Origin of the sequence: Myxococcus sp. CA039A (assembly GCF_013336645.1) — a bacterium.
Classification (GTDB): Bacteria; Myxococcota; Myxococcia; order Myxococcales; family Myxococcaceae; genus Myxococcus; species Myxococcus llanfairpwllgwyngyllgogerychwyrndrobwllllantysiliogogogochensis.
Genome location: NZ_JABUMQ010000041.1, coordinates 16,725 through 38,975, shown reverse-complemented (window position 1 = coordinate 38,975; position 22,251 = coordinate 16,725). Strand labels below are relative to the sequence as shown.

Sequence of the window (22,251 nt, the reverse complement as noted above, 5' to 3'; positions counted from 1 at the left end):
TCACGCGCCACCCTCCAGGTCGAAGCGGTAGCCGATGCCCCAGGCCGTGCGCACGTGCGCGCCCGCGGAGCCCAGCTTCTTGCGGATGCGGGCCACGTGGGAGTCCACCGTCCGCGCGTCCCGCTCCTCGTTGGTCGGCAGGACCTGGTCCGCGATCTGCTCTCGCGTGAGGGCGCGGCCAGGGCGCTCGGCGAGGTACAGCAGCACGTCCAGCTCGGTGCGGGTGAAGGACACGAGGCCCTGTCCCTCGCGAGTGACGGTGCGCGCATCCAGGTCGATGCTCACGTCCGCCCAGCGCAGCACCCGGCGGGCGGGCGTGTCCGGCAGGCGGAGCCTGGCGCGGATGCGGGCGATGAGTTCCTCCATCCAGAAGGGCTTGGCCAGGTAGTCCGCCGCGCCCAGCCCGAAGGAGCGCAGCCGCGCCTCCAGCTCCTGCCTCGCGGTGAGGACGATGATGGGGACATGGAGCCGGTGGTGCCAGGCCTCGAGCAGCGCGAATCCGTCCGGGCCCGGCAGGTTCAGGTCCAGCACCACCAGCGCGGGAGGCTCCTTCTGGGCGGCCTCCAGCGCCAGGTGCCCGTCGGTGGCGAGCGACACCTGGAAGCCCGCGAGCTTGAGCCCGCGGACGATGCCCGCGGCGATGGGAGCGTCGTCCTCCACGACCAGGATGGGGCCTTGCGAGTCCATGGCGGACGACCTCCGATGCGGGGTTCAGCCTAGCTGGCGACGGCCCGGGGCGTGGAGCTCGCGGCGGGCGTCACCTCGAACGTGGAGTTCGGGTCGGGGGGAGTCGTCCCCAGGCTGTTCGCGACGGTGATGGGCCCCGACTGCGCGTCCTGAGGGACGTGGAAGCCAAGCTGCGTGTCGCTCACCACCTGGTAGCGGTCGACCGGCGTGCCGCCATACATGAATACGCCCGTCGTCCCGGTGAAGCCGGAGCCCTCCACCGTGACCTGCGTGCCGGTGGGGCCGGACATCGGGGTGATGCGCGTGACGGTGGGCTGCACACTGGAGTCCACCGAGAAGCGCTGCGTCGACACCGCGCCTCCCTGCGCGGTGACGACCTGGAGGGGACCCTGGATGGCGCCCGAGGGCACCTCCGCCGTCAGCTGCGTGTCGCTCTGCACCGTGTAGCTCGCGGGCATGGCCGAGTCGCCGAAGCTGACGCGCTGCGCGTCCGTGAAGCCGCCACCCCGGATGCACACCTGCGTGCCCACCCCGCCGCGCGCGGGCGAGAAGCTGTCGATCCACACCGCGTGCGGGACGGTGAAGGCCATCGAGGACGAGCCCGTGCCCGCGTCGTTGGTGACGGACAGCGGCCCCGTCTTCGTGCCGGTGTCCACCACCGCCACCAGCTCCGTGTCGCTGTGCACCTCGTAGGTCCGCGCGGGCGTGGCGCCGAAGCTCACCCCCGTCGTCCCGGTGAAACCCTTGCCCGTCACCGTCACCTGCGTGCCCGCTCCACCGGAGTGCGGAGAGAAGCTGGCGACGGTGGGCTTCGTGCTCGTGCTCACCGTGAAGGCCGAGCGGCTGGCCGTGGTGCCCCCGGGGGTGGTGACGAGGATGTTGCCGCTGACCGCACCAGGCGGCACGGTGGTGGTGAGCCGGGTGCTGCCCTGGAGGGTGATGGGGGCCTCCGCGGTGGAGTGGGTGCCGAAGCGCACGCTCGTGGCGCCGGTAAGGTTCGTCCCCGACAGCGTGACTTGCGTGCCCGCCTTGCCCGACGTGGGCGACAGCTGCGTCACCGTGGGCGCCGCCACGCAGGTGAAGGTCTGCGACGAGTCGCGGGTGTCCACCGTGTTGGTGACGCTGACGGTGCCACTCCTGGCGCTGTTGGGCACGTAGGCGAGGAGCTGCGTGTCGCTCGTCACCTCGAAGACGCCCGCGGACACTCCGCCGAACTTGACGCCCGTCGTCCCGGTGAAGCCCGTGCCCGTGAGGGTGACGGCGGTGCCCCGCCCTCCGGTGAGGGGCGACACGTCGGTGACGGCGGGCGCGGTGACGCTCAGCACCGTGAAGTCCTCGGAGGAGTGGGCCATGCCGGAGGGCGACTGCACGGACACGGGGCCACTGGTGGTCCCCGAGGGTGACGTGGCGGTGAGCTTCGTGTCGCCCACGACGGTGAAGGGCACCTCCACCGAGGGAGTGCCGATGAGCACCACCGTGGTGCCCGACAGCCCCGAGCCGGTGATGGTCACCTCCGTGCCCGGCTTTCCATGCGAAGGCGAGACGCCGTCGATGCGCGGCGCGGGGAGCACGTTGAAGGCCGCGTTCGAGATGCCGGTGCCCCGGCTGTTGGTGACGCGCACGGGGCCGGAGGGGGTCCTCAGTCCGAGTTCCGCGGTGAGCTGCCCGTCATCCAGCACGTTGAAGCCGGAGGCGGGCACCCCGCCGAATGTCACCGCCGTGGCGCCGGTGAAGCCCGAGCCCGTCACGGTGACTTCCGTCCCCTCCGCGCCGGAGGTGGGCGTGAAGGCGGAGATGGAGGGCACCTGACTGCCCTGCACGGTGAAGCCCTCCTGGGTGGCCGTGCCGCTCGGTGTCACCACGGTGATGGGGCCGGAGATGGCGCCGCCGGGCACGGTGACGATGAGCAGCACGTCCGACACCGGGGAGAACGACGCGAGGATGTCCTCGCTGAAGTAGACCGCCTGCGTGGAGAGCAACCCCGTGCCCGACAGCTTCACGTCCTCACCGAGCTGGGCGCTGGGCGGGTAGACGTCGGTGAGGTTCGGAGCCTGGGCCACGGAGAAGGGCTGGGTGCTCACCGCGCTGCCCGCGGCCGTGGACACCTGGATGGGGCCGCTGGTGGTTCCTTCCGCGACGCGGGCGACGAGCTGCTTGTCGCTCCAGGTGCGGAAGTAGTCGGCGGGCGTCTGGTTGAAGCTCACCGAACTCGCGCCCGCCAGCCCCGAACCGGTGATGGTGACCATGGTGCCGGGCGCGCCCCCCTTGGGGTTGAAGTCCGTCACCACGGGGGCGGCGGCCCTCTTCACCGAACTGGACGCGCCCTCCTGGGCGCCGGAGCCGCCGGGCGTGAGCTGCCCGTAGAAGTACACGCCGCTGTCGAACAGGATTTTCTGGAGCGCGAACGTCTGCCCCGTGCCCTTCAGGTCGATGAAGTCCTGCAGGTCGGCGAGCGTCGACTGCGCCTTGTTCTGGATGAAATACATCACGGCCATGTAGATGCCCGCGATGACGCCCGCGAGCATCGCGATGATGGGCAGGCCGCTGCCCATCAGTGCCTCGAACGTCTGCACCACCGGGTCGCTCGTGTCCGGGGTGATGCTCACCTTCGGGTTGGCGATGTCGTAGTACGGCTCCTGCACGCCCTCCTTGTTCGCCTTGACGGTGAGGGTGAGGGTGCCGGACACCGAGACCTTCATGTGATGCGCGGTGCCCTTCATCGCCATGGCGATGCCGCGGTTCGTGACGCTGAACGTGAGCGAGGTCAGGTGCAACGTGGAGCCGTTGAGGCTGGCGTCAGTGGGCTTGATGAGCGAGAGCACCGGCGGGCTCCCCGTGACGTGCAGGTCCGACTCGGGGATGTCCATCTTGTCGGCGATGTTCGGCAGCATCTGCTCCAGGAGATAGGCGTCATCGATGAGGATGGCGGCGTTCTGCTGCGCGGAGGTGGTGAACGCGGGCGCGGTGGGGAAAGGCACCGGCGCGGGCCAGCTCGGCGGCGGCGCGTGGCCGTTCATCAGGAGGAGGATGCAGTCCGGGTCGTTGCTGTCCGTCACGGAGAACACCGCGGTGGTGGGCAGGCGCGGCGGCGCCGCCGTCACGGAGAGGGACTTGCCCTGGGTGACGGACGACTGGAGGAGCGAGAGCGTCGCCGACTCGATGAGGGACGAGACGCTCGACGGGGGGCTCATCGTGACGGTGAAGGTGTTCTCCGGGTCGAGGAACCAGAGGAAGTTGTGGGCGTTCGCGTCGTCCTCGGACGTCGACTTCGAGGCGGTGACGGACATGGCACCTCCCTGGAGCGAGCCCTGCGTCTTGTTGACGGCGTTGACCACCTGGCTCGACTCGAACGTCCACACGCCCAGGAGGCCTGGCTGGGGCAAGGGCAGCGTGGCGTTCATGGCCTGCTGGAGCTGCGCGGTGGTGCGAGCGACGTTCCACAGCCGCACCTGGGTCAGGTCTCCTTGAGAGCCCTGGCCGAAGCTCAGGTCCTTGCCGGAGGTCTTCTGCCGCGAGGACAGCGTCGCGGTGCCCTTGGACTGGCCGTCCACGTAGAAGGTGATGACCTGCGCGGCAACGGACACCGCCACGAAGTGCCAGAGGCCGTCATCCAGCACCGCCGCCGTCCCCGGAGCCGGGTAGCGCTGCCCGCCCCACGTCACCACGGGCAGGCCATCCTCCACGCTCAGCACGAAGCCCTCCGCGGGCAGCGACACCAGCGTCCATGGCGCGGTGGAGAGTCCGCGCACCCAGGCCTCGAGCGTGAGCGCCTGACTGTCCAGGGTCCACGTCCCGCCCGCGAGCGCACGGCAGTCTGCCGCGCCGTTCGTGGCGAGGTACGACGCCGGATAGACGCAGCCCATGGCGAGGCTCGCCAGCTTGATGCCGATGCTCAGCGTCCCGTCGATGTCCTGGCGCGCCACCGTCCCCGTGCAGGGGGCACTGAAGACGACCTCGCCCGCCTTCGGGTCCAACGTCAGCGCCAGCTCCGTCAACCCCAGCGTCACCGAGCCATTCTTCAGGGGAATGGTCGGGTCCTCCGCCCCCGCGCTGAAGTTCTTCGCCATCGTCGTCAGCAGCGACGCGTCCAGGTTGACCGCCGCATCCCACCCTTGATTCACATCCGTCATGACTGTCTCCCCCTCTGTGGCGCCCCAAGCGCCAGGCAAGGTGGGAGGAGGATGCGTGGAGGGTATGGAGGAAGTGTGGAGGGCCGGGACTACCCGGTGCCGAGGGTGCCCAGCAGGTTGCCTGTCTTCGCGTCAAAGACATCCAGCCACATCCAGTGTGGCACATAGAGCCGGTCGCCCTGTTTCCGGATGCTGGAGGGGAGCGAGCCGTCCTTGGAGCGGGGAATGGGGACATCCCAGGTGGCGACCCCGGTCCTCGCGTCCCGGCGGACGAGTTGCATGCCGCCCGCCTTCAACCTGTAACCCACGTAGATGAGCGCTCGCGATATGCGCCGGGAGTCCCCGCGCCCTGGCGGCAGGGCGGCGCTCGCATGGATACGCTGCGACATGCCATCGCGGTCGGGCGCGTCATGGGGTCGACGAATCTCCCAGTGAGTTTGTCGCCGCGACGCTGGGTAGTTGGAAGGTGTCGCGGCGGACTGCTCGCGTGAGGCTCCCGTGCTCCCAGCCGTCGTGCCGACCCGGCGGCGCTCAGCAGCGGAATATTCCTGAAGGTGGGGTGGCGGAGCCCTTGCGAGCCACCTTGTGGTATTGACTGGCGTACGAACTGGCGCACATCCCGCCTGTCAGCCGCTCCTCGATTGAACAATCGACCCTATATTTCCTCGAAGTACCAGCCCTGCGACTGAGTCGGTCTGACGCATCTGTTCGTCCGCCTGTGTGCAGCCCGTACGGCCCCGTCCATCTCGACGGGGCGTCCAAAACGACGAGAGCGGGAAAGAATGCGATGGGCAGTCAGAGCACTTCGGGCGTGCATCACCCAAGCCACGTCAGCCCTGGCGTCCCGGCTTCCGCTTGGCACCGGTGAGCACGTGGGCCGCTCCACCGCCACGCTGAGCACGTTGCTCCTTCAGCACGGGGACGACGCCCTTCCAGCAGAGATACGGGGCGCTCAGGCGGGTGAGGGCAACCGTGCTTGACGAAGGTCGACACGCGACCTGCGTCGACGCCTGGCTCGACCGAGCCGACAGGAATCTGTCGACGGAGGCCTTTCTCCAGCTCTTCGAAGCGGCCCTCACCGTGCTGTGGAAACAGACGTTGACCACGCTGGGAGAAGTGACTCTGAGCGCCATCGCGGGACGCGTTCTGCACAATGCCTCCGAGCAGTTCCCGCTCTTCTCGTCCCTCAAGGTCGAACGGCAGAGGGGGCTCCAGTTCGAAGAGCTCCGGGCACAGGTCCGCGCCGGGCGCGACTCCGGTTTGAGGGAGGGCAGTCGATTCGTGCTCGTGGAGTTCCTCACCGTGCTCGGCAACCTGACCGCTGAAATCTTAACGCCGGAGCTGCATGCGGAGCTCTCCAAAGTCGCACTTCCGGAGGCGGTTCGCCCACGCGTCGCCGCGGGCGAGGACACAACGTCATGACGAAGAGATTCGAAATCCCGCGCCTTCAGACGGGCGTCCCCAACCTCGATGAACTCTTCAAGGGCGGCCTGCCCAAGGGCTCCGTCACCGCCGTGTGCGGCCCGCCCGGGTCTGGCAAGACGACCCTCACCCAGCAGATCTGCTTCCACAACGCCTCGGCCGCCCACCGCGTCCTCGCCTTCAACACCCTCTCCGAGCCGACCGCGAAGACGCTGCGGCACCTCCAGCAGTTCTCGTTCTTCGACCCGAAGAAGTTCGAGGAGGGCGTTCAGTTCGTGGACCTCGGCGCCATGCTGCGGCTGAGGAGCTTTGATGCGGCGCTCGCGCTCATCATGGACAACCTCAAGCAGGTCAAGCCAGACATCGTCGTCATCGACAGCTTCAAGGCCTTTGACGACCTGGCGACCTCCAAGGAGGAGCTCCGGATGTTCGGCTATGAAATCGCCGTGAACCTGATGGCTTGGGAGACCACCGCGCTGCTCCTCGGCGAATACGGGCCCGCCGACTACGAGAGCAATCCCCTCTTCTCCATCGTCGACGGCCTCCTCGTCCTCTCCCAGCGCGTGTCCCAGGGCGAGCAGCAGCGCTTCTTCAGGATCGTCAAGATGCGGGGGACGGACCACAGCCGGGACGAGCATCCCTTCCTCATCACCTCCAGCGGACTGGAGATGTTCGCTCCCCGCGAGGCCATCAAACGCGAGTCGATTCCGGAGAACTCGCAGGAGCGCTGCAGGACTCACATCACCAAGCTCGACGAGATTCTCGGGCCCGGCATCCCCTGGGGGTCCAGCCTCCTCCTCAGCGGCGTCGCGGGCACTGGAAAGACCGTCCTCTCTCTCGAGTTCATCTACCGGGGCGCGCTCGCGGGCGAGAAAGGCATCCTCTTCTCTTTCGAGGAGAGCGAGGAGCGCCTCCGCGCCGCCGCGAAGGGCCTCGGCTGGGAGCTCGACAGGGAGATTGAGCGCGGCATGGTGGAGATCGTCTTCATCCCCCAGCCCGACATCATGGTGGAGGCCCACCTCTTGATGATTCGCGAGCGCATCAAGGCCCTGAAGGCCCGGCGCGTGGTCATCGACTCCGTCTCGGTGTTCCTGGACAAGGTGACGGACCCGCAGCTCAGCCGCGAGAAGGTCTTCCACCTCTGCAGCATCGTCCAGAACGCCCAGGCCGTCGGCTTCTTTCCCACCGACATCCCCTACGGCTCCCATCAGGTCAGCCGAAGGGGCGTCGAGGAGACCGTGGTGGACGGCGTCATCATCCTCAGCTCCACGGAGGAGGGCCTGGAGCGCGAGCGCTACGTCGAGGTGTACAAGCTTCGCAACACCGCTCACCTCAAGGGCCGACACGCCATGGCCATTGGCGCCGGGGGGATCTCCATCTTCCCTCGTTACGGAGAAGAGCTCCGCGTGGAGGCCCCTCCCCCCGCGCTGGAGGCGTCCTCCCGGCTGCGCTCTGGCACTCCCGGGCTCGACGGGCTGATGGGCGGCGGGTTGCTCAGGCGAAGCGCCACCCTCGTCTCTGGCAGCGCGGGCGTCGGCAAGAGCACCTTCGGAATCCAGTTCCTCCTGGAGGGCGCCAGGACTGGGGAGCCGGGCCTCTATGTCTCGATGGAGGAAGGGCCCGAGCAACTGCTCGCCAGCGCCGAGGCCCTGGGATTGCCGTTGCGCGCGCAGCTCGACGCGGGCCTCATCCAGGTGCTCTACGTCTCCCGGGAGCACCTGCGCGCGGGGCAGTTCCTGACCGTGCTGTCGGACCGGATCATGGCGCTGAAGGCCTCACGCGTCGTGCTCGACGCCGCGACGCAGTTGCTGACCGCACACACGCCCATCGACGAGTTCCGTCACGTGCTCTACAAACTGGTGGTCCGCTTCAAGACCCTCGGAATCACCAGCGTCCTCACGCTCGAGTCGGCCTCGCTCTTCTCCATGGAGCGAGTCACCGACCAGGGGCTCTCCCCCATCGCCGACAACCTGCTCATGCTGCGCTACGAGGAAGCAGCGGGCCGCCTGGCGCCTACGCTGACGGTCGTGAAGACTCGTGGCAGTGAGCATGATCGACGCACGTATTTCATGACGGTCTCGCGGGGGGGGCTGCGAATCGGTTCGTCCGTGAGTGAGCTCCCGACGCCTTCCTGGTCCGCCCCCGAAGACACGAGGCGCTGATGAGCTCTGGTCGGCGAAACAAGGGGCCTCACCCTGATTCGCGAGAAGAGACAGGCGGGCAGCGCACGCGGGACCCGCCCCCCGCCGACCCTTCGTTCGCGAGCCTGGAGCAGGCCTATCGGCGGCTCGAGCACTTGTATGAAATCAGCAAGCTCTTCGCGAGCTTCGAGAGCGTCGCGAAGTCCTTCGACCCGGCGCTTGGCATCCTCGCGAAGTCGCTGCCCCTGCGCAGCGCGGTCCTCATCGAGACAGAGAACGGCCGGTCGAAGATGATCGTCTGGCCGTCCGAACTTCAGGATTCCGAACGGCTGCGAGCGGTCAAGGAACACGCGGAGGCAGCCTACGCCTACCTCGTCGGCGCGAAGTCGACCGAGTCCCTCGGACTGAGTGAGCAGCCGGGTGAGACCCTGCTGCCCTGGCAGGAGAAGCTTGAAGGGAACGAAGAGAAGCGGTTCATCGTCATCCCGCTCGTGGTGGCCCAGCACTCACTCTTCGGTGCCCTTCAGCTCGAAGGGGCCATGTCCCTCGACAAGAAGGACCTGATCTTCGTCAATGCCATCGCCAATCAGCTCGCGATCGCGCTCGAGCGCGACCGCGCGTGGCGGCGCGACATCACCCGACGCGAGAACGCCGAGGAGGAGCGTTCCCAGGCGGAGACGCGAGGCGCCGCGGCCGACCGAGACCGCCTCGTCGCCGAGAGTTCGAGTGACAAATACGAGGCGCTCGCCAGGGAGAATGCCCAACTCTACAAACAGGCGCAGGTCGCGGTGAGAGAGCGTGAGCAGATCCTCGGGGTGGTGTCTCACGACCTGAAGAACCCCCTCTCGACCATCATCATGACCGCCGGCGCGCTCACACAGCAGGGAGCCACCGCGAGGCGGCGGACCGAGCTTCCTGTTCCCCTGGGGGTCGAGCGGATCCAACGCGCGGCCGAGCGCATGATGCGGCTCATCGACGACCTGCTCGACTTCGTGAACATCGAGCGCGGGCACCTCTCCATCAAGCGTCAGCCGAATGACGCGGGCGCGCTGGTCAACGAGACGCTGGCGAGCTTCGAGCGCGTCGCGCAGGAACATCTGCTGACGATGACCGCGGAGGTCGAGCCGCGCCTCCCGCCCATTCTTTGCGACAGCGTTCGCATCCTCCAGGTTCTGTCCAACCTGGTCGGCAATGCCACCAAGGTCACCGCGGAGGGCGGGAGCATCACCCTCAGCGTCGAGGCGCGTCTGCACGAGTGCATGTTCGCGGTCGCGGACGATGGTCCGGGGATTCGGAGGGAGGACCTCAAGCACCTGTTCGACCGGTACTGGCGCAGCGGCGAGACCCGGTACGAGGGGACGGGCCTGGGGCTCGCCATCGCGAGTGGAATCGTCGAAGCACACGGTGGCCGCATCTGGGTGGAGAGTGAGTGGGGACACGGCGCGACGTTCCGCTTCACGGTGCCTTTCGCCGAGGACGTCGGCGTGGCCGCCACGCCGTGACGTCACGCCCAGGGACTCCCTGGGGGGCAGTCCTGGCGAAGCGCATCGACTGAGCCATGTCTCGCGAAAGCAGTGTCATTCCCGGGGCCTCGCGGGCTCGCGCGCTATATCGGGCGATTCGGAATGTCAAAACAGTCACCACACCTGGCATGCCCGTCGCGACGTCCCCTGTGACACCCTGGCGTGTCTCCTGAAACAGGGTATTGGCGCTCAACCAGCGGTTCCACGGTTGCATCAGTTACGGCCGTACCGTGGCTCGCGCCGGTTTCCAGCGGAGACAACTCGGATGAGAACGTTATTGATTGCAGCATGTACGCTCGGGCTTCTGGCCTGTGGCGGCGAAGAGGCGGTTGTTCCACAGGAGCCGTCCTCCCAACTCCAGGCCGCCAGCGGCTCCATCGACCTGGATGGCGTCTATCCACCGCGCCCGTGGACGGCGCCAGCGCTGCTCGTGGACAGCAACTTCCCGAATGGCGTCCTGAACTTCGGGACGGCCAGCAACTTCATCGCCTTCTATGCCGCGATGGACTCAGTCACCGGCGGGAGCACCGGCAGCAGCGGCCTCACTCCCTTCAGCGCCTCCGCCACGACGAGCACCACCACCAACTCCCCGAGCTTCCAGGTGCGACTGTACGCCGGACAGATGCTCGAGGTCGGCACCTGCGACCTGGACGGCGCCTCCTTCACCGGAGACACCCTCCTGCGCCTGGCACTCGTCGGGGGCGCCGAGGTCGCGTCCGGCGACGACGCGTGTGGCGGCACGGGCAGCCGCATCTCCTACACGGCCCCCAGCGACGGGGTCTACGAAGTCCGGATGGGCTGCTATTCGGACGGCGCCTGCAGCGGCACCGTCAGCTACTCGGTCCTGTCGCCCGACGCGAACGGGGCGCTCATCGGCGCACGGACCTTCACGGGCTCGAACACGAACAACGCCAGCACCAACTACTCCACCCTGGTCCTCCACCTGACGCAGGGGCAGGTGCTCGACGTTGGCACCTGCGGCCTCGCGGGCTCCGGTCTGGTGGGTGATACGTACCTGAAGCTCATCGACGCCGACGGCAATGTCGACATCTTCGGCAGTGACGACGCCTGCAGCGACCATGGCAGTCGCATCGCCTACACCGCGGACCGCACGGGTACGTTCGAGGTGCGGCTCGGCTGCTTCTCGACGGGCACCTGCCAGGGAACGGTGGTCTACAACATCACCGCGGCTCCCAGTCAGGACCAGATGCTGCCCGCCGGGTTCGTGAGCGCGAAGACGTATCTGGACAACGCCCGCCCGGGAGAGCAGCCGGGTGACGCCATCGTCGACGTCGACTACGCCGAGTTCGTCGACGACCTCAGGGCCTTCCTCGCCGAGGATGACACCCTGCGCCGCCTCGTCGACCAGGAGCTCCAGGTGATGGTCGAAGGCCAGCTCTACCAGCTCACCAACCTGGGCGTGTTCCAGGTCGACGCGGCGTCCATCCCCGCCTATCGCGCCTGGCTCAACACCCATGCCTATGCGATGAACACCGACCCCAACTTCGTGTCGATTCCGGGAGAGGTCGCCCTCCCCAACGGCGCGTATCAGGTCCTGCCGGGCGTCATCCGCAAGGTTGGAAACTTCGGCACGCCGTCGGTGAAGCTGCTCGGCCTCGACGCCGAGGGTGGCGGCGGCGGAGGCACCACGCTGGCCATGGCGGACTTCGCCGACGAGCCCTCCGCCGCGAGTGGGGCCACACAGGTCGCGGATTTCCTCGGCCGGCAGCGGGGCGCGCCCCAGGCAGAGGATGACTCGCGGGTCCGGGCGCTGGGCGGCACGGAACTCGGTCGAATCTCGTACTGGTCCGGCAAGGTCAACGCGCACAAGGCCGCGGGCGGAGCCTGGCTCAAGGACTCCGATTGCACCTCGGGCGCCAGCATCGCGCCGCTGACGTACTGTCGGAAGTTCTTCCCGGGGACGAGCTCGGTCACCGCGGTGTCCGTCACCGCCAAGCCCCCCAACCTGTGGAACGTCGCGGGCTGCGGTCAGACGTACTCCGGCAACGGCCTCCAGGAGTGGATCTGCGATGGCGCCTCCACGCCTCCGCCCAGCTGCAACCTGACGCCGCCCGCGTTCAACATGCCTGCCTATACGGTTGGCTCGAACTTCAGTCGCTCCGAGTCGGTCGGCATGCCCGGCAACAGGCGCTTCGTCTTCAAGGCCCAGTCACCCGGCTTCCAGTTCAAGCTCTTCGGCGTCGAGGTCGGGTTCCACAAAATCGACATCAAGGCCAAGCTGCAGCGCAAGAAGCGCTTCCTGGGCATCGGCTACTGGGGACCGTCCTACGGCGATGAGATTGTCGTCGGCATGGACAACATGAAGCTCGATACCAGCTACATCGTTCCCTATCCCCAGTACTTCAACACCCTCGTCAAGCCGAAGCTCGGCAGCCTGGCTGACTACAAGATTGGCAACTGGGTGGTGAAGGCGGCCAACATCGCCGTGAACTTCAATCCTCCCGGCCCTGGGGGCCCCATCACCACCCAGAACGTCGCGGACTGGATCAGCGGGGCCATCAACACGCTCATCGGAAGCGTCTACACCAACGTCTGGAAGGCCATCGAGCGGAACGTCATGGATGCCATCGACTGGACCTACAACACGCGGTACGCGGCGCACACCAAGATGGTGAGCGACATCAACGAGGCACACAAGCTCCGGTGGGTCTCCGGCCAGGGTGAGAAGCCCCAGTGCTACAGCCACCAGAACACCTGGTGGTTCGACGCGAACGCGGGCATCCGCTACGTCCAGAATGGCGGCGTCGCCGGGCCGCCGGGCACCCCGCCGACCCAGGTCAACTACAAGTACTCGATGAAGGCCGGTAGCTTCTACGGTCGCACCCGCATCGGCGGCTCCTGGTACGGCCTGCGCTTCGTTCGCCTCCCGTAGCGGACCAGCGGGCTGACCCCTTTGTCATGAATTCGAGGGGCCCCGGGCGCACTCAGGCGTTCCGGGGCCCTTGATTCACCACTTCATCGTCGGGGTGGCGCCACGGAGATGCTCCAGCAGCTCGCGGCACGTCGTGCGCTTGAGGCTCGGTGACCACCCTCCCCTTCGGGTGCCCCGCGTAACCACCCATTCAATTTGGATGGTTGCATCCGCCCAGCACCGGGGCTACCTTCATAGAAACCACTTAAACAAATACGACGGTTACCCATCCGTCCGCGGAGTGCCCATGCCACCGCCCATCGCCCTCATCGCCGCGCCCTCTGGCCTTGGACTGAGTCGCCCCGACAGGCGGACGCCTCGGGTGGACCTGCTTCCGGAGGCCCTGCTGGAAGCGGGCCTGGGACACCGGCTCAAGGCCCAGGTCGAGCACACCGTGAAGCCCGGTCCCTATGAGCCCCAGCGCGACAAGGAAACCCGGGTCATCAACCCACGCGGAATCGCGGAGTTCAGCTCGCGGCTCGCCGACGTGGTGGAAGGAGTCGTACGCGACAGGCGCTTCCCGCTGGTGCTCGGAGGCGATTGCAGCATCCTGCTCGGCTGCCTCCTCGGCCTGAAGCGCACGGGCGCCCACCATGGCCTCGCCTTCATGGACGGGCACACCGACTTCTGGCCCCCCGAGGCCTCCGAGCTGGGCGGCGCGGCCGGCATGGACCTCTGGTTCTCCTCCGGGCGTGGCCCCGCGGTGCTGTCCAACCTGGAGGGACGCGGGCCCCTGGTGCGGGATACGGACGTGGCGGTGCTCGGCGTCAGGGATTTGGAGCACTGGGGCGCGCAGGTCTCCGCCGAACATGTGCGCGACACCGCCATGGGCTGGATGGACTTGAACACGTTGCGCCAGGACGGCATCGCCGCCAGCGTGGAGCAGGCCCTCGCGAGGTTCCGCGCGTCCGGCGTGAGCGGCTTCTGGATGCACCTGGACGCGGACGTCATGGATGACGACGTCATGCCCGCCGTCGACTCCCGCCAACCCGACGGACTGAGCGTGGAGGAGCTGGGCGAGCTGGTGGCCCACTTCGTCGCCTCCGGGCTCGCGGTGGGAATGGACGTCACCATCTACGACCCGAGCCTTGACCCCGAGCGCCACGCGGCCCGCGCGCTGGTGGACAGCCTGGCCACGGGGCTGGGGGCCCTGGTGCCCACGCCCAGGACGCGATAGGCCCCGGCCATGGCCGATGCGCACAGCCCCGGGCTTGCGACGGATGTCGTGCTGCTGCTCGACTTCGTCAACACGCTGGACGTGGAGAAGCTCGTCGACGCGGTGCCCACCTCGGACGCACTCACCACCTGGTGCCGCGCGCGCGGCCTCCTGTCTTCAGCGGAGACCTTCTCCCCCGAGTCCTTCAAGGCCGCCATCGAGGCCCGTGAGGCCCTGCGCGCCGTGCTGCTCTCCCATACCGGAGAGCCCCTGCCCGCCTCCGAGCCGCGCATCCTGGACCGCGTGGCCGCCTCCAGTCCCCTCACCGTCGGCTTCGGCCCCGACGGCGTGCGGCTGCGTCCCGCCGGCACGGGCGGATGGAAGGCCCTGGGCGGACTGTTCGCCGCCGTCGTCTCCACCCAACGCGACGGCCACTGGCCCCGGATGAAGGTCTGCGCGGCGGGCGCCTGCCAGGAAGCCTTCTACGACACGTCCAAGAACCGCTCCGGACGCTGGTGCTCCATGGCCGTCTGCGGCAACCGCACCAAGCTCCAGCGCTTCCGCACCAGCCCCCCCAAGCGCTGATCCACCGCCACGACACGGCGTGAGCACCAGGCACACATCCGGTGCCCACCTTCGCTCCACGTATGGGTTCCGCCCCGATTTCTCACTCCGTGACAGGGCTCGGCCCGCAAAACCCCACGAACTTCCAGCCCGTACGCAACCTCTCGCTCCTTCTCCCGAGAATTGGGAAATTCGTACGACTTCGAGGAGAGACACCATGGGTACCGAGCGCATTGGTGACGGTGGGGCAGCAGAGGCGGCACGACGTGCGGCGGAAGCGGCTCGCAGGGCCGCGGAAGAGGCGGCGCGTCGGGCAGCGGAAGCCGCTCGTAAGGCGGCGGAGGCCGCCGCGAAGCAGGCCGCCGAGGCCGCTCGCAAGGTGGCGGAGGCGCAGAAGAACAAGTCGACCTTCGAGCCCGCTGGCGCGAAGAACAAGCTGAACCTGGACGGCAAGAGCGCGCCCTCCACGTCGCTGTTCTCGGAGAACAGCAAGGACGGCAAGGTCAACTGCCTCGACAAGGCCGCGGACTTCGTCAGCAAGTCCTCTCCGGAGCTGCAGGGCCGCTCGGACCTGGTGTTCCTCAAGGACTCGCGCCCGGGTGCCGAGGGCCAGTCGGGCCACGTCGTCGTCCGCCAGGGCGAGCGCGTGTTGGACCCGAGCAACGGCAAGAGCTACGAGGACATGCCGGCGTACCTGAAGGAGCAGCCTCACTACAGCGAGGCGGGCACCATCCCCGGCACGTCCGCCGCGAAGATCTTCTCCACCGAGGCGGGCTCGCTCGAGCGCACCCAGGCCCTGGCCGACGCGAACGTGTCGCCCGAGCTGCAGAAGATGATGGTCGCCGACTACCCGGCGGACATCGGCGGCGCGCCCAACCCCGTCACCACCGAGCCGTACGAGACGAAGATTCCGGGCCAGGCGGGTCCGGTGTCCGTCGAGTTCAGCGACACGCTCGAGAAGGACGTGAAGAAGGAGGACGGGTACGTCACCGTCTCCATCAACGCCGAGACGTCCGTGTCCGCGTCCGGGACGGTGGAGTTCACCAAGGCCAAGGTCGGCGTGGGCGCCTCCGTGGAGGGGAGCGTCGAGGCCGGCAAGACGATGACGTACGAAGTGAAGATGAAGGAGGCCGACTACGAGAAGCTGAAGCGTGGCGAAATCGCGCCTCCGCATCCGCTCAACGCCGAGACGATTCCGGACGGCACCTCCGTGAAGATGGAGCAGGGCCAGTTCGCCGGCTACGGCCTGGACGTGGGCCTGTCCTACCACGCGGCCGAGCTGGGCATCTCCGGCGACGTGAAGTCCGGCAAGGGCATGTCCATCGAAGTGAGCCGCGATGGCGACAAGCTGTCGATGACGGCGGGCCCCACGGAGTTCATCGAGAACAACGGCAAGGTGAGCCTGGGCGTGGGTCCGGTGTCGGTGAGCATGGGCCGCTCCGACACGCTGAAGGAGTACAAGCTGCGCACCGCCGAGTTCGACCTGTCCAACCCGGACGGGAAGAAGGCGTACGACGCCTTCGCGAAGGACGGCCGGATGCCGGAGAAGGAAGGCCCGGGCGTGGCCAACACGCTGCGCTTCGACAAGATCAACTACGAGTCGACGGGCGGCAAGGTCGGCATCGACGTGGGTCCCTTCAGCATCGAGTCGGACGGCACGACGAACACGGGCGAGTACCTCATCACCCACCACCCGGATGGGACGAAGTCGATGACGTCCGACATCACCTACGGTGGCGACCACCCGGACGTCACCATCGAGCAGAAGTACGGCACGGACGGCAAGCTCATCCCCGGCTCCGAGAAGTTCGCGATGAAGTTCGACACCAAGGACGACAACGCGCGCGAGCTGCTCGTGTACTCGTACACGGGTGACTCGGCGAAGGCGAAGGCGGCCCGTGAAAACGACAAGCCCATCACGCTCAACCTCACCGCCAGCGACATCCAGGAGATGCAGCGGCGCTCCGGCATCCAGGCGGAGAACGGCGGGCACATGGGCATCAACGTCCTGCTCACTGACTACGACGGCAAGCCGAACGACCCGCTGATGGCGGTGCGCAACATGGCCTGCTCGCCGGCGTACAACGAGTACAAGCTGGCGGAGAGCTACTTCGGGCTGTTCCAGGACGGTGGCAAGAAGCCGCTGCCCGGCGAGCTGGTCATCGGCTGAGTCGGACCGCTTCACCCAAGGCCCGGGTCCCCGCGAGGAGGCCCGGGCTTTGTTGTGTCTTGAGCGGAACACGCGCGCGACAGGGCGCTCCGCACACTGGACGTGGGTGACCTCACGGGAGAGGGTCCGACGGGCACTTCATGTTCCTCCTGGAGACACCCGATGGCGCAGGCCCCTGGTTCCGAGCACGGTCAGTTCGTTGAGTACCCCCTGGCGTCCGCGTCCACGGGCCCCTATGGAATCGTCAAGGGAGCGGACGGGGCGCTGTGGTTCACCGAGGTTCACTCGGGCCGAGTCGGACGCGTCGACGTCCAGGGCCGGGTGACGAGCTTCCCGCTGCCGACACCTGAAGCCGGGCCGTCCATCATCACCGCCGGGCCCGACGGCGCGCTCTGGTTCACCGAGCAGAAGGCGAACCGCGTGGGCCGCGTGACGATGAGCGGAGAGGTGACCGAGTTCACGTTGCCGACGCCGCAAGCCGGTCCGTTCGGCATCTGCGCCGGACCTGACGGTGCGCTCTGGTTCACGGAGATGACCGTGCATCGGATTGGGCGGCTCACACCGGACGGCGGCGTCACGGAGTTCCTGCTCCAGGCCGGTTGCTATCCCTCGTTCATCACCGCCGGGCCGGATGGCGCGCTCTGGTTCACGGAGAATCAGGGCAACCGCATCGGACGCATCACCGTGGATGGACAGGTCACCGGCTACGACCTGCCCACGGCCAAGGCGGGGCCCGTGGGAATCACGTGGGGCCCCGACGGCGCGCTCTGGTTCGTCGAGATTCTCGCGGACCAGCTCGGACGAATCACGACGGCGGGGAACATCACCGAGTACCCGTTGCTCCGCTCGGGAGCACGTCCCCACGCCATCGTCACGGGGGCCGACGGGGCCCTGTGGTTCACGCAGTGGGGCAGCAATCACCTCGGGCGGATGACGACCTCCGGGGTCGTCACGGAGTACGCCATCCCCACGCGGAAGGCGGAGCCACACGGAATCACCGTCGGCCCGGATGGAGCCCTGTGGTTCGCCGAGGAAGCAGGACGCATCGGGCGCTTCTCGCTCCCTTGAGGACCGCCACGTCCGCTCCGACAGCGCGACGCTCAGGCCGCGACGACCGCTTCCGGCTCGCGACGCACCTTCGCGAGCGCCGCCACGACGACCTCCGGACCCGCGCCCGGCTTGTGCGCGTTCTCGCTCAGGTGCCTGCGCCACGCGCGCGCACCGGGTAGCCCCTGGAACAAGCCGAGCATGTGCCGAGTGACGGCGCTGAGCGGCGCGCCCCGCTGACGGCTGCGCTCGATGTACGGGAGCATGGCCTCCACGACTTCGTGCCGCTCGCGCGGAGCCTCCTGCCCGCCGAAGAAGCGACGGTCCGCGTCCGCGAGCAGGTAGGGGTTTTCGTAGACGGCGCGGCCAATCATCACCCCGTCCACGTGCGCGAGGTGCTCGGCGGCGGCATCCAGCGTCTTGATGCCCCCGTTGATGCTGATGTCCAGGTGGGGCAGCTCCTGCTTGAGCCGGTGGACCAGGTCGTAGCGCAAGGGCGGCACGTCCCGGTTCTCCTTGGGACTCAAGCCCTGGAGCCACGCCTTGCGCGCATGGACGATGAACCGCGTGCAGCCCTCGGCGGCCACCAGGCGCACGAAGCGCTCCAGCGTGGACCACTCCTCCATCTCGTCGATGGCGATGCGCGACTTCACCGTCACCGGGATTTTCACCGCCGCGCGCATGGCGCCCACCAGTCGCGCCACCAGCTCCGGCTCCGCCATGAGACACGCGCCGAACCGGCCGGACTGCACCCTGTCGCTGGGGCAGCCCACGTTGAGGTTCACCTCGGCGTAGCCCCACGACTCGGCGATGCGCGCGGACTCGGCCAGGGCCTCCGGCTCCGAGCCACCGAGCTGGATGGCCACCGGATGCTCGGCCGCTTCGTAGCCCAGCAGCCGCTCGCGGTCGCCATGGAGCACGGCGCCCGTGGTCAGCATCTCCGTGTACAGCAGCGTGTGCTGGCTGATTTGACGGTGGAAGTACCGGCAGTTGCGGTCCGTCCAGTCCATCATCGGCGCGACACACAACGGCATGGGTCGGGAAGGCATCGGACCTCCTCTACCCGGCTTTCCCTCCCGTGCCCACCCCCCAGTGAGGCCCGGGGGCCCGAAGGGAGAGGAGCCGGACAACCGTCCCGGTTAGGCTGTCCGCGTGCCGCCAAGCCCGCCCCTTCTGGATGACATGCTCCTCTTCTCGGAGGTGGTGACCGCGGGCGGAATCACCGCCGCCTCCACGCGACTGGGCCTGCGCAAGTCCACCGTCAGCCGCCGGCTCTCCGCCCTGGAGGAGCGCCTGGGGGTGCGCCTCCTGGAGCGCAACGCCCGACATTTGAGGCTCACCGAGGCCGGGCGCGACTACCACGCCCACTGCGCGCGGCTGGTCGCCGAGGCCCGCGAGGTGAACCGCGCGCTGGGTGAGTCCCGCACCACGCCCCAGGGCACCCTGCGCATCGCCACCCTCTCCCTGCTGGGCGAGCTGCTCACGCCCGTCATCGCCGAGCTGCTCCTGCGCCACCCGCTCCTGCGCGTGGAGGTCTCCCTCGCCGAGGCCCACGTGGACCTCATCGCGGAGGAGTACGACCTGGCCCTGCGCACGGGCCCGCTGGCGGACTCGTCGCTGGTGGCGCGCAAGCTGGGGCGCCTGCGCACCGGCTACTACGCCAGCGCCGCCTACCTCTCCCGGCAGGGCACTCCAAAAAGCCCGGCGGAGCTCCAGGGCCACGCCTGCGTCGTGCTGGCCGAGCCCGGCACCGACGAGGTCTGGTTCTTCGGAGAGGGCCGCACCGCGAAGAGCATCCCCGTCACCGGAAGGCTGCGGGTGCCCAGTGTGCGCGCGGGACAGGCGGCGGCTCGCGCGGGGCTGGGCGTGGTGAGGCTGCCCGCGTCGCTCGTCGTCGACGACGTGAGGAACGGGCTGCTCGTCCCCGTGCTGGAGGCAGAGACACCGCCGGGCATCCCCATCTTCGCCGTCTACCCCAGCAGCCGGCAGCTTCCCCCCAAAGTGCGCGCCTTCCTGACGCTCCTGGGTGAGCGCGGCGCCGCGCTTCCCTGGGAAGAAGCCACCGCGCCGGGCCGCGCCCGTTAGGAGCACTTCCCGCAACGAAGCGTTCCGCCAGGGGCTCTCGTTCCGGGGCCCTGGGGCCACTACACCTTCCCTCCACACGCAAGGCGCGGCCCCGCGGGCCGTGCCCCACGAGGAGGACAGGACATGGCGGCGGACGTCATCGAGCTGGGAGACGCGGAGTTCGACCGGGAAGTACTGGAAGCAAAGGGGCCCGTGCTGGTGGACTTCACCGCCGCGTGGTGTCCCCCGTGCAGGTTCATCTCCCCCATCCTCGATGCGCTGGCGGTCGAGTACCGGGGCCGGCTCAAGGTGACGAAAATCGACGTGGACGCCCACCAGGAGGCGGCGCAGCGCTACGGCATCCGCGCCTTGCCCTGCCTGCTCATGTTCAAGGAGGGCAAGGTGGTCCGCCAGCTCGTGGGCGCGATGCCCCGGGCGAGGCTGGAGCAGGAGCTGCTCGCCTGGCTCTGAGACAGGCCCCGGCTAATGGCTGGAGACAGAGGGGCGCCAGGACGACAGCAGCCCACCCCTGGCGCGCCCGGCCTGTAGCACCGGCCGGGAGTACGGCCGCCCTCTGTGGTGACTGGCTTTCAGTTGCAAGTCAAAAAGGAAGGCTGGCGATTATCCCCAGGTGAGGTAGTCACGGGCGCGCCACGGGAGCGTCACGACCAGGTGACACCCCGGGCATGCCCAACCGGGAGGTAGCCATGCTCGAAAGGCTGATGCCCAAGTCGGACGAGTTCTTCGACGACTTCGACAAGCAGTGCGCCGCGACAGTCCAGGGCGCGAAGATGCTGTACGAACTGTTGAGCGACTATCGCGATGTGCCCGCACGGGTCCGCGCGCTCAAGGACGTGGAGCACCACGGCGACGAAGTCACCCACACCGCCTTCAACCGTCTGCACAAACAGTTCATCACCCCGTTCGACCGGACGCAGATTCACTCGCTGCTGTCGCGCATCGACGACGTGCTGGACCTGGCGAACGCGGCCGCGTCCCGGCTGCACTACTACGAAATCCAGAGCAGCCTGCCGGATGCGACGGAGCTGGCGCGCCTGCTGGTCCTGTCCTCAGAGAAGGTGCAGGAGGTGGTGGCGGCGCTGCGGCTCATCAAGAAGCCCGAGCAGATTCTGGCCGGCTGCAAGGAAATCAAGCGGCTGGAGACGCAGGCGGACGAGGTGCTGCGCTCCGGGCTGGGCCGGCTCTTCAAGAGCGGGGTCGACACTCTGACCATCATCAAGTGGAAGGAGATCTACGACCTCATCGAGACCGCCACGGACAAGTGTCAGGGTGTGGCGAACGTCATCGAGGGTGTGGTGCTGGAGCACTCCTGAGATGCTACTCGCCGCCGTCATCCTGATCGTCGGAGTCGCCCTCATCTTCGACTTCATCAACGGCTTCCACGACGCGGCGAACTCCATCGCCACCGTGGTGTCCACCCGGGTGTTGTCACCGAACCTGGCCGTGGCGTGGGCCGCCTTCTTCAACTTCATCGCCGCCTTCAGCGGGGGTGTCCATGTCGCCAACACCATGGGCAAGGGCATCATCAACTTCGACATGCTGCGCGGCGCGGGCCCCTCGGCCGTGCTGTCGGTCATCTTCGCCGCGCTGATGGGCGCCATCGCCTGGAACCTCCTGACGTGGTGGTGGGGCCTGCCCTCCTCCTCGTCACACGCGCTCGCTGGAGGAATGATTGGCGCGACGGTGCCGGTGCTGGGCTTCAAGGGACTGATGGGCGCGGGCATCGCGAAGATCGCCGCCTTCATCGTGCTCTCCCCCCTCATCGGCACGTTCCTGGGCATGACGCTGATGCTCATCAGCACCTGGGTGGTGCACAAGCAGACGCCCACCTACGTGGACCGGTGGTTCCGCCGCCTCCAGCTCGTGTCCTCCGCCATCTTCTCGTACAGCCACGGCACCAACGACGCGCAGAAGGTGATGGGCATCATCGCGGTGGTCCTCTTCGGCACCATCTGGAAGGACCGCCCGTTCCACATCGACTGGTGGATGATCATCTCCTGTCACGCGGCCATCGCCCTGGGCACGTTCTTCGGCGGCTGGCGCATCATCCGCACCATGGGCCACAGCCTCACGAAGCTTGCGCCCATCGGAGGCTTCAGCGCGGAGACGGGTGGCGGCGTCACCATCATCGCGCTGGCGGAGCTGGGCATCCCCGTGTCCACCACCCACACCATCACCGGTGCCATCGTCGGCGTGGGTTCCACGCGCGGCTGGCGCGCGGTGAAGTGGGGCGTGGCCGGCCGCATCATCTGGGCCTGGGTGTTCACCATCCCCGCCGCCGCGCTCATGGCGCTGCTCGTCTACGGGCTTACCCAGGTGGTCGTCCGGCTGGTGGGTTGAGTCCGGCATCCCCCTGCCCGCCCGCGCCGGCCACTTCCTTCGGGAGGCCCGCGG

16 protein-coding genes are annotated in these 22,251 nt (G+C 68.0%); 12 read left to right on the top strand and 4 right to left on the bottom strand.

From position 1 onward, the window contains the following. The 3 genes from HR086_RS09590 to HR086_RS09580 all read right to left on the bottom strand — a co-directional run bounded on the left by HR086_RS09590 (window position 1) and on the right by HR086_RS09580 (window position 5,206). On the bottom strand, window positions 1–687 hold the full coding sequence (locus tag HR086_RS09590; protein ID WP_174465432.1) for a response regulator transcription factor: 687 nt from the start codon (window positions 685–687) through the stop codon (window positions 1–3). Between the two features lie 29 nt (window positions 688–716). Further along, entirely contained in the window at window positions 717–4,817 is a 4,101-nt protein-coding gene (locus HR086_RS09585; RefSeq protein ID WP_174465431.1) for an IPT/TIG domain-containing protein, read from the bottom strand. A gap of 89 nt (window positions 4,818–4,906) precedes the next feature. Continuing rightward, window positions 4,907–5,206, bottom strand: coding sequence for a hypothetical protein (locus HR086_RS09580; RefSeq protein ID WP_246137575.1), 300 nt, complete (start codon window positions 5,204–5,206; stop codon window positions 4,907–4,909). A 571-nt stretch (window positions 5,207–5,777) separates the two neighbouring features. On the opposite strand from HR086_RS09580, the gene HR086_RS09575 reads away from it, so the two are divergent. From HR086_RS09575 to HR086_RS09540, 8 genes are all read left to right on the top strand, one after another. Further along, window positions 5,778–6,239: a hypothetical protein gene (locus HR086_RS09575; protein WP_174465430.1), complete on the top strand. Its 462-nt coding sequence runs from the start codon at window positions 5,778–5,780 to the stop codon at window positions 6,237–6,239. Continuing rightward, window positions 6,236–8,401, top strand: a complete 2,166-nt coding sequence (locus HR086_RS09570) for an ATPase domain-containing protein (protein WP_174465429.1) — start codon at window positions 6,236–6,238, stop codon at window positions 8,399–8,401. The genes HR086_RS09575 and HR086_RS09570 overlap by 4 nt, the downstream gene beginning before the upstream one ends. Beyond that, window positions 8,401–9,882, top strand: a complete 1,482-nt coding sequence (locus tag HR086_RS09565) for a sensor histidine kinase KdpD (protein ID WP_174465428.1) — start codon at window positions 8,401–8,403, stop codon at window positions 9,880–9,882. The genes HR086_RS09570 and HR086_RS09565 overlap by 1 nt, the downstream gene beginning before the upstream one ends. Before the next feature lie 286 nt (window positions 9,883–10,168). Then, entirely contained in the window at window positions 10,169–12,796 is a 2,628-nt protein-coding gene (locus HR086_RS09560) for a hypothetical protein (protein WP_174465427.1), read from the top strand. A 286-nt stretch (window positions 12,797–13,082) separates the two neighbouring features. Next, entirely contained in the window at window positions 13,083–14,012 is a 930-nt protein-coding gene (locus HR086_RS09555; RefSeq protein ID WP_174465426.1) for an arginase family protein, read from the top strand. Window positions 14,013–14,021: 9 nt separating this feature from the next. Further along, window positions 14,022–14,576: a CGNR zinc finger domain-containing protein gene (locus HR086_RS09550; protein ID WP_174465425.1), complete on the top strand. Its 555-nt coding sequence runs from the start codon at window positions 14,022–14,024 to the stop codon at window positions 14,574–14,576. Window positions 14,577–14,772: 196 nt separating this feature from the next. Next, window positions 14,773–16,725 (top strand): hypothetical protein, encoded by a 1,953-nt coding sequence (locus HR086_RS09545; protein WP_174458453.1) that lies wholly within the window; start codon window positions 14,773–14,775, stop codon window positions 16,723–16,725. A gap of 162 nt (window positions 16,726–16,887) precedes the next feature. Then, window positions 16,888–17,793, top strand: coding sequence for a Virginiamycin B lyase (locus tag HR086_RS09540; protein WP_174465424.1), 906 nt, complete (start codon window positions 16,888–16,890; stop codon window positions 17,791–17,793). Between the two features lie 32 nt (window positions 17,794–17,825). Here the strand turns inward: HR086_RS09540 and dusA are convergent, their stop codons facing one another. Then, window positions 17,826–18,821 carry a tRNA dihydrouridine(20/20a) synthase DusA gene (dusA, locus tag HR086_RS09535; protein ID WP_141646607.1) on the bottom strand — a complete coding sequence of 332 codons (996 nt, stop codon included), beginning with the start codon at window positions 18,819–18,821 and terminating at the stop codon, window positions 17,826–17,828. 133 nt (window positions 18,822–18,954) lie between these two features. Between dusA and HR086_RS09530 the strand changes: the two genes are divergently transcribed. The 4 genes from HR086_RS09530 (at window position 18,955) to HR086_RS09515 (ending at window position 22,197) form a co-directional block, all read left to right on the top strand. Then, the gene (locus HR086_RS09530) at window positions 18,955–19,857 is read left to right on the top strand and encodes a LysR family transcriptional regulator (RefSeq protein ID WP_174465423.1); all 903 of its coding nucleotides are present in this window, start codon (window positions 18,955–18,957) and stop codon (window positions 19,855–19,857) included. Between the two features lie 123 nt (window positions 19,858–19,980). Further along, window positions 19,981–20,307 carry a thioredoxin gene (gene trxA / locus HR086_RS09525; protein ID WP_174465422.1) on the top strand — a complete coding sequence of 109 codons (327 nt, stop codon included), beginning with the start codon at window positions 19,981–19,983 and terminating at the stop codon, window positions 20,305–20,307. 236 nt (window positions 20,308–20,543) lie between these two features. After that, a complete protein-coding gene (locus HR086_RS09520; RefSeq protein ID WP_174458456.1) occupies window positions 20,544–21,170 on the top strand; it encodes a DUF47 domain-containing protein in 627 nt (208 codons plus the stop codon). 1 nt (window position 21,171) lies between these two features. Continuing rightward, the gene (locus HR086_RS09515) at window positions 21,172–22,197 is read left to right on the top strand and encodes an inorganic phosphate transporter (protein WP_141643834.1); all 1,026 of its coding nucleotides are present in this window, start codon (window positions 21,172–21,174) and stop codon (window positions 22,195–22,197) included. The last annotated feature ends 54 nt before the right edge of the window (window positions 22,198–22,251 follow it).

Excerpts from the sequence above, each read along its gene's own strand:
- HR086_RS09570 (WP_174465429.1), top strand. The coding sequence starts at position 6,236 with ATGACGAAGAGATTCGAAATCCCGCGCCTTCAGACGGGCGTCCCCAAC.
- HR086_RS09520 (WP_174458456.1), top strand. The coding sequence starts at position 20,544 with ATGCTCGAAAGGCTGATGCCCAAGTCGGACGAGTTCTTCGACGACTTC.
- HR086_RS09590 (WP_174465432.1), bottom strand. The coding sequence starts at position 687 with ATGGACTCGCAAGGCCCCATCCTGGTCGTGGAGGACGACGCTCCCATC.
- HR086_RS09585 (WP_174465431.1), bottom strand. The coding sequence starts at position 4,817 with ATGACGGATGTGAATCAAGGGTGGGATGCGGCGGTCAACCTGGACGCG.
- trxA (WP_174465422.1), top strand. The coding sequence starts at position 19,981 with ATGGCGGCGGACGTCATCGAGCTGGGAGACGCGGAGTTCGACCGGGAA.
- HR086_RS09580 (WP_246137575.1), bottom strand. The coding sequence starts at position 5,206 with ATGTCGCAGCGTATCCATGCGAGCGCCGCCCTGCCGCCAGGGCGCGGG.
- HR086_RS09565 (WP_174465428.1), top strand. The coding sequence starts at position 8,401 with ATGAGCTCTGGTCGGCGAAACAAGGGGCCTCACCCTGATTCGCGAGAA.
- HR086_RS09515 (WP_141643834.1), top strand. The coding sequence starts at position 21,172 with ATGCTACTCGCCGCCGTCATCCTGATCGTCGGAGTCGCCCTCATCTTC.
- HR086_RS09560 (WP_174465427.1), top strand. The coding sequence starts at position 10,169 with ATGAGAACGTTATTGATTGCAGCATGTACGCTCGGGCTTCTGGCCTGT.
- HR086_RS09530 (WP_174465423.1), top strand. The coding sequence starts at position 18,955 with ATGCTCCTCTTCTCGGAGGTGGTGACCGCGGGCGGAATCACCGCCGCC.
- HR086_RS09540 (WP_174465424.1), top strand. The coding sequence starts at position 16,888 with ATGGCGCAGGCCCCTGGTTCCGAGCACGGTCAGTTCGTTGAGTACCCC.
- HR086_RS09545 (WP_174458453.1), top strand. The coding sequence starts at position 14,773 with ATGGGTACCGAGCGCATTGGTGACGGTGGGGCAGCAGAGGCGGCACGA.
- HR086_RS09550 (WP_174465425.1), top strand. The coding sequence starts at position 14,022 with ATGGCCGATGCGCACAGCCCCGGGCTTGCGACGGATGTCGTGCTGCTG.
- dusA (WP_141646607.1), bottom strand. The coding sequence starts at position 18,821 with ATGCCTTCCCGACCCATGCCGTTGTGTGTCGCGCCGATGATGGACTGG.
- HR086_RS09555 (WP_174465426.1), top strand. The coding sequence starts at position 13,083 with ATGCCACCGCCCATCGCCCTCATCGCCGCGCCCTCTGGCCTTGGACTG.